The 6,465-nt window shown below is 70.7% G+C and carries 5 protein-coding genes and 1 riboswitch; of the genes, 4 read left to right on the forward strand and 1 reads right to left on the reverse strand.

What is annotated here, in order from left to right:
• Positions 1–8: 8 nt before the first annotated feature.
• Entirely contained in the window at positions 9–1,223 is a 1,215-nt protein-coding gene (locus tag J2W20_RS17410) for an acyl-CoA dehydrogenase family protein (protein WP_307008173.1), read from the reverse strand.
• 128 nt (positions 1,224–1,351) lie between these two features.
• Positions 1,352–1,463, forward strand: a riboswitch (SAM riboswitch).
• 56 nt (positions 1,464–1,519) lie between these two features.
• Here J2W20_RS17410 and sfnG point away from each other — a divergent pair.
• The 4 genes from sfnG (at position 1,520) to J2W20_RS17430 (ending at position 6,293) form a co-directional block, all read left to right on the forward strand.
• Positions 1,520–2,743 (forward strand): dimethylsulfone monooxygenase SfnG, encoded by a 1,224-nt coding sequence (sfnG, locus tag J2W20_RS17415; RefSeq protein WP_307008175.1) that lies wholly within the window; start codon positions 1,520–1,522, stop codon positions 2,741–2,743.
• The gene (locus J2W20_RS17420) at positions 2,743–4,122 is read left to right on the forward strand and encodes an O-acetylhomoserine aminocarboxypropyltransferase/cysteine synthase family protein (RefSeq protein WP_307008178.1); all 1,380 of its coding nucleotides are present in this window, start codon (positions 2,743–2,745) and stop codon (positions 4,120–4,122) included. The genes sfnG and J2W20_RS17420 overlap by 1 nt, the downstream gene beginning before the upstream one ends.
• Positions 4,119–4,616, forward strand: coding sequence for a CoA-binding protein (locus J2W20_RS17425; protein ID WP_307008179.1), 498 nt, complete (start codon positions 4,119–4,121; stop codon positions 4,614–4,616). Before J2W20_RS17420 ends, J2W20_RS17425 begins: the two co-directional genes overlap by 4 nt.
• Before the next feature lie 288 nt (positions 4,617–4,904).
• Entirely contained in the window at positions 4,905–6,293 is a 1,389-nt protein-coding gene (locus tag J2W20_RS17430; RefSeq protein ID WP_307008181.1) for an NAD-dependent succinate-semialdehyde dehydrogenase, read from the forward strand.
• Positions 6,294–6,465 lie beyond the last annotated feature (172 nt).

The raw sequence follows: 6,465 nt of genomic DNA on the forward strand, positions 1-6,465 counted from the left end.
GAGAGGGGTCAGCCGACGCGCGCCTCGCCGATGCTGTGCAGGGCCACCGGCGAGGTCCCGTTGACGAACCAGTCCCCGAGCCCGCGCGCCTTGAAGGCCACCGGGTTGTGCGTCGCGACGGTGCGGGCATTGCGCCAGTGCCGGTCGAGCGCCTTGCCCCGGGACACCGCGGAGGCGCCCGCGGTGTCGAAGAGCTGCTGCGCGGCGTCGATCACGAGCGGCGGCACGGCCACCTGCGCGAGGTCGACGGCGACAGCTCCCCGCGCGTAGCGGTCCTCGGCGGGGGCGTCGGAGCCGAGCGCGAGGGCCGAGTCGAGCTCGCGGGCCGCGGCCAGCACCGAGGACTCCGCGGCGAACGACTTCGCGGCAAGCTGCCCCACGAGGTTCAGGATGAGCGGGTCCTCGCGGAACAGCTGCCCGGACCCGGTCGAGAACGTGCGGGTCCGCTTCGCCACGAGGGCCGACGCGTCGCGCACCACGGCCTTGCCGATCCCGGCGAGCACCGACAGGAGCATGAGCTGGAGGAACGCCGGCTCGTGGGTCGTCGACTCGGTGCGCGGCACCACGTCCTCGGCCGGGACGGGCACGTCGCGGAACACGGCCGTTCCGGTCCCGGTCATCTGCTGGCCGAACCCGTCCCAGTCGTCGCGGATCTCCACGCCCGGGTGCCCGGTCGGCGCGACCGCGTACACCCGGGAAGCAGACCCCTCGGGGGACGCCATGACGGCCACGAAGTCCGCGAAGATCGTGCCGGTCGTGTAGTACTTCTCGCCGGTGAGGAGCCAGCCGCCTCCGGGCGCCGGGACGAGCCGGGTGGCGACCGTGCCGAGGGCGTTCCCGGACCGCTCGGTCGCCGCGTTGCCGAAGATGGCGCCCCCGACGACGCGCCCGAACCACCGCGCGCGGAACGCCTCGTCCTGCAGCGCGATCGTCTCGGTGAACGCGAAGTGCGAGCGCAGGAGATGGCCCACGGAGGAGTCCGCCGCGGAGAGGTCGACGAGCAGGCGGACGAGGGTCTCGACGGACACGCCGAAGCCGCCGTACTCGACCGGCACCCGCAGCCGCCCGAACCCGGCCTCCCTGAGCCAGCCGACCTGCTCGGACGGCAGGGTCCTGGCCAGCTCGCGGTCGAGTGCGCCGTCCTCGATCCGCGCGAAGACCGGTGCGAAGCGCTCGGCGAGTTCCGCGTACGGAACGGAACCGCCCGCCGTCGTGCGTCCCATCAGTGCATTCCCCTCTCCGGCGGGCCGACCGGCGGGCGCGCCACCGAACAGTATTCGGCGAGGCACGGGCCATCGCGAGTGTGACGAAATAATTTGCATCGTTACGGCTCCCCTGGCGACAATCGGAAGGACCATCCCGAGCGGCCGAGAGATCTGGATCTGTGACGCCGCAGCAACCCTGGCCTCGACGTCGGACGACGGCGGCGGAGCCAAAGGTGCTACTGCCAGAAGCGATGGTGAGTGCTACGGACCCTCGGCCCGAGCCCCACGTCGCGCCCGCACGTAAGGAGCGCACTATGTCCTTGTCTGGGATCGACCTCGAGACCCCGCTGAAGTTCGCCTACTGGGTCCCCAACGTCTCCGGCGGCCTCGTCGTCTCGACCATCGAGCAGCGGACCAACTGGGAGTTCGAGTACAACCGGAAGCTCGCCCGCATCGCGGAGGACTCCGGCTTCGAGTACGCCCTGACGCAGACCCGCTACGCGGCGAGCTACGGCGCGGACAAGCAGCACGAGGCCACCTCGTTCAGCCTCGCACTGCTCATGGCCACCGAGCGGCTCAAGGTCATCTCGGCCGTGCACCCGGGCATGTGGCATCCGGGCGTGCTCGCGAAGTTCATCATCACCGCGGACCACCTCTCCGGCGGCCGCGCGGCCGTGAACGTGGTCTCCGGCTGGCTCAAGGACGAGTTCGTGAACTTCGGCCTCGAGTGGCTCGAGCACGACGAGCGCTACGTCCGCACCGAGGAGTTCATCAACGTCCTCCGCGGCCTGTGGACGCAGAAGGACTACTCGCAGTCGGGCAAGTACTACAACATCTCCGACTTCACCCTGAACCCGGCCCCGGTGGACGTCCCGGGCCGCCCGCACCCGGAGATCTTCTTCGGCGGCAACTCGACGGCCGCGCAGGCCGCCGCCGGCCGCACCGCGGACTGGTACTTCTCCAATGGCCGCGACATCGAGGGCTTCAAGGAGAACATCGCCGGCGTCCTCGCCGCAGCCCGGGACGGCCGCACCGCCCCGGCCGCGCCCCGGTTCGGCCTCAACGGCTTCGTGATCGCCCGCGACACGGAGAAGGAGGCCCAGGACACGCTCCGCGAGATCATCGCCAAGGCCCACCGCCCCGCCGTGGAGGGCTTCGCCGCCGCCGTCAAGGAGGCCGGCCAGTCCACCAAGGACGGCAAGGGCATGTGGGAGGACTCCACGTTCGAGGACCTGGTCCAGTACAACGACGGCTTCCGCACCAAGCTCATCGGCACCCCGGAGCAGATCGCCGAGCGGATCGTCGAGTACAAGAAGATCGGCGTGAACCTGTTCCTCACCGGCTACCTGCACTTCCAGGAGGAGCTCGAGGCGTTCGGCCGCGACGTCCTGCCGATCGTCCGCGAGCTCGAGGCGGACCTCGCCCGGGCGAACGGGACGGAGCTGCGCACCGATCTGCTCCCCGTCACGAAGTACGACGGCGCCGCCCGCCACCGCGCGGACCTCGCCGGGGCGGACCTCGCCGAGGCGAGCGCCTGATGGCGGAGCGCCAGTTCGGGTTCCGCACCCGCGCCCTGCACGCCGGCGGGACGCCCGACGCCGAGCACGGCGCCCGGGCGGTCCCGATCTACCAGTCGACCTCGTTCGTGTTCAAGGACTCGGACGACGCCGCCAACCTGTTCGCGCTGCAGAAGTACGGCAACATCTACTCCCGCATCGGCAACCCGACCGTCGCGGCCTTCGAGGAGCGCATCGCCTCGCTCGAGGGCGGCATCGGCGCGGTCGCGACGTCGTCCGGCATGGCCGCGGAGTTCATCACGTTCGCCGCGCTCACCCAGGCCGGGGACCACATCGTCGCCTCCTCCAAGCTCTACGGCGGCACGATCACCCAGCTCGACGTGACGCTGCGCCGCTTCGGGGTCGAGACCACGTTCGTGGACTCGACCGATCCGGCCGCGTTCAGGGCGGCCCTGCGAGAGAACACCAAGGCCGTGTACACCGAGGTGGTGGCCAACCCCTCCGGTGACATCGCCGACCTGGCCGGCCTCGCCGCCGTCGCCCACGAGCACGGCGTGCCGCTCGTAGTCGACTCGACGCTGACCCCGCCGTACATCCTGCGGCCCATCGAGCACGGCGCGGACATCGTGATCCACTCGGCCACGAAGTTCCTCGGCGGCCACGGCACCACGCTCGGCGGTGTGGTGGTCGAGTCCGGCACGTTCGACTGGGGCAACGGGAAGTTCCCATCCATGACCGAGCCGGTCCCGAGCTACGGCAACGTCTCGTGGTGGGGCAACTTCGGCGAGTACGGGTTCCTCACCAAGCTGCGCTCGGAGCAGCTGCGCGACATCGGCCCGTCCCTGTCCGCGCAGTCCGCGTTCCAGCTCCTGCAGGGCGTCGAGACGCTCCCGCAGCGCATGGACGCGCACCTCGCCAACGCCCGGCGCGTCGCCGAGTGGCTCGAGGCCGACCCGCGCGTGACCTACGTGAACTACGCGGGCCTGCCCTCGCACCCGCAGCACGAGTACGCGAAGGCGCTCCTCCCGCTCGGCGTGGGCTCCGTGTTCAGCTTCGGGGTGAAGGGCGGCCGCGAGGCCGGAGCCCGGTTCATCGAGGCCCTCCAGCTCGCCTCGCACCTGGCCAACATCGGCGACGCGCGCACCCTCGTGCTGCACCCGGGGTCGACGACGCACCAGCAGCTCTCCGCGGACCAGCTGGTCGCGGCGGGAGTTCCCGCGGACCTCATCCGCCTCTCCGTGGGGCTCGAGGACCTCGAGGACATCATCTGGGACCTCGATCAGGCCTTGGCTGCAAGCCAGACAGAGCCGCAGGAGATCCAGGACCTGGAGCAGGAGTTTGCAGCGCCGACGTACGACGGCGAGGCGTGCGCCCTGCCCGTGAAGGGAGCGAACAAGTGAGTGCCGCTGCCGAGCGCGCCTGGGTCGGGCCGACCGCCCCGGAGCGCCTGAAGATCCTGCGGGAGACGAAGGTCATCGCGATCGTCGGGGCCTCGGACAAGCCGAGCCGCGCGAGCTACTTCGTCGCGACCTACCTGCTCTCCTCCACGAAGTACCGCGTGTACTTCGTGAACCCGGTGGTGAAGACCATCCTCGGGCAGCCGGTCTACCCCTCGCTCGCGGACCTGCCCGAGACGCCGGACCTCGTCGAGGTGTTCCGCAGGCACGACGACCTCCCCGGCGTGCTCGAGGAGGCCAAGGGCGTGGGAGCGAAGACGATCTGGCTCCAGCTGGGCTCGTGGCACGAGGGCGTCGCGGCCGACGCCGAGGCCGCCGGCCTGAATGTGGTGATGGACCGCTGCGTGAAGATCGAGCATGCGCGCTTCCACGGCGGCCTGCACCTCGCGGGCTTCAACACGGGGGTCATCTCGAGCAAGCGCCAGGTCCTCCCCTAGCCGTTTCGGGTACGCATCTCGTCGCGATTCCGCCGTTTCGGGTACGCATCTCGTCGCGATTCCGCCCTTTCGGGTACAACACCGGCCGGCCGCCTTCCCCAACGGAGGCGTCCGGCCGGCGTCGTCTGGCTCCTCAAGGAGACGGAGGCGGCTCCTGACGGGACGGAGGTGGCTCCGCAACGCGAGAGGCGGCGGCGAAGGGGACTTGGACGATCCGCACAGCGGCGACCACCCGGCGTCGTACTTAAGTACAGTGATCTGCGCCACCAAAGAGGGCAAGATGGTGCCATGACTAGCAGTGAGCCCGGATACCGTGTCCTGAATCCCGCCACCGGCGAGGTCGTCGAGACGTTCCCCACCGCGACGGACGCCGACGTCGAGTCCGCCCTCGCCTCCGCCCAGAGCGCCTTCGAGTCCTGGCGCGAGACTCCCATCGAGACGCGCGCCAAGGTCGTCGCGCGCATCGCCGAGCTGTTCACCGAGCGCGCCGACGAGCTCGCGGCGATCATCACCGAGGAGATGGGCAAGCCGCTCTCCCAGTCCAAGGGCGAGGCCGAGTTCTGCACCGACATCTTCAACTACTTCGCCGCCGAGGGCCCCACCCTCGCCGCCGATCAGGAGATCAAGACGTTCTCCGGCGGCCGGGCCGTGGTGCAGAAGCTCCCCGTGGGCCCGCTCCTGGGCATCATGCCGTGGAACTACCCGTACTACCAGGTGGCCCGGTTCGCCGCGCCGAACCTCATGCTCGGCAACACGATCATCCTCAAGCACGCCGAGTCGTGCCCCCGCTCGGCCCTCGCGATCCAGCGGATCATGGACGACGCCGGGGTGCCCCGGGGCGCCTACGTGAACCTCTTCGCCTCGCACGCGCAGATCGCGGACATCATCGCCGACCCCCGCCTCCAGGGCGTTTCGCTCACCGGCTCCGAGCGCGCCGGCGCGGTCATCGGCGAGCTCGCGGGCAAGAACCTCAAGAAGGCCGTCCTCGAGCTCGGCGGCTCCGACCCGTTCGTCGTCCTCGACGCGGCGGACGTCGCCGCGGTCGCCGACACCGCGTGGGACACCCGCATGGAGAACACGGGCCAGGCCTGCAACTCCAACAAGCGCATGATCGTCATGGAGGACATCTTCGATGACTTCGTGGCCCAGCTGACCTCCCGCGCGCAGGCCCTCGCCCCGGGCGACCCCGCTGCCGACGCCGAGAACACCTACGCGCCGCTGTCCTCCCGCGCCGCTGCCGAGGGCCTCGCCGCCCAGGTGCAGGACGCCGTGGACAAGGGCGCCACGCTCCACGCGGGCGGCATGCTCGGCGAGGGCGACGCCGCCTACTACTCCCCCGCCGTCCTCACGGGCGTCACGCCCGGGATGCGCGCCTACCACGAGGAGCTGTTCGGCCCGGTCGCGGTCGTGTACAAGGTCGGCAGCGATGAGGAGGCCCTCCGCCTCGCCAACGACACCCCGTACGGCCTCGGCGGCGCGGTCTTCTCGACCGACACGGCCCGCGCCGAGAAGGTCGCCTCGCGCCTCGAGAGCGGCATGTCCAACGTCAACACCCCGGCGGCCGAGGGCGCGGAGATGCCGTTCGGCGGGGTGAAGCGCTCCGGCTTCGGCCGTGAGCTCGGCCCCCTCGGGATGGACGAGTTCGTCAACAAGCGCCTCTACTACGTCGCCGACTGACCCTCGGGACGTGACTCTCAGGAGGTGACCTCCAGGAGGTGGCTCCCAGGAGGTGACTCCCAGGAGGTGACTCCCAGACGGAGTACGACGGCGGCCCCGGCGCCCGCCGCGCGGGCCGACGCGCGCCCCGCCCGGGGGGTGAAGGACAGCCGCGGAGTGGTGGGGCCGCGCG

The sequence above is a fragment of the Sinomonas atrocyanea genome (assembly GCF_030812675.1).
Classification (GTDB): Bacteria; Actinomycetota; Actinomycetes; order Actinomycetales; family Micrococcaceae; genus Sinomonas; species Sinomonas atrocyanea_B.

Excerpts from the sequence above, each read along its gene's own strand:
- J2W20_RS17410 (WP_307008173.1), bottom strand. The coding sequence starts at position 1,223 with ATGGGACGCACGACGGCGGGCGGTTCCGTTCCGTACGCGGAACTCGCC.
- sfnG (WP_307008175.1), top strand. The coding sequence starts at position 1,520 with ATGTCCTTGTCTGGGATCGACCTCGAGACCCCGCTGAAGTTCGCCTAC.
- J2W20_RS17420 (WP_307008178.1), top strand. The coding sequence starts at position 2,743 with ATGGCGGAGCGCCAGTTCGGGTTCCGCACCCGCGCCCTGCACGCCGGC.
- J2W20_RS17430 (WP_307008181.1), top strand. The coding sequence starts at position 4,905 with ATGACTAGCAGTGAGCCCGGATACCGTGTCCTGAATCCCGCCACCGGC.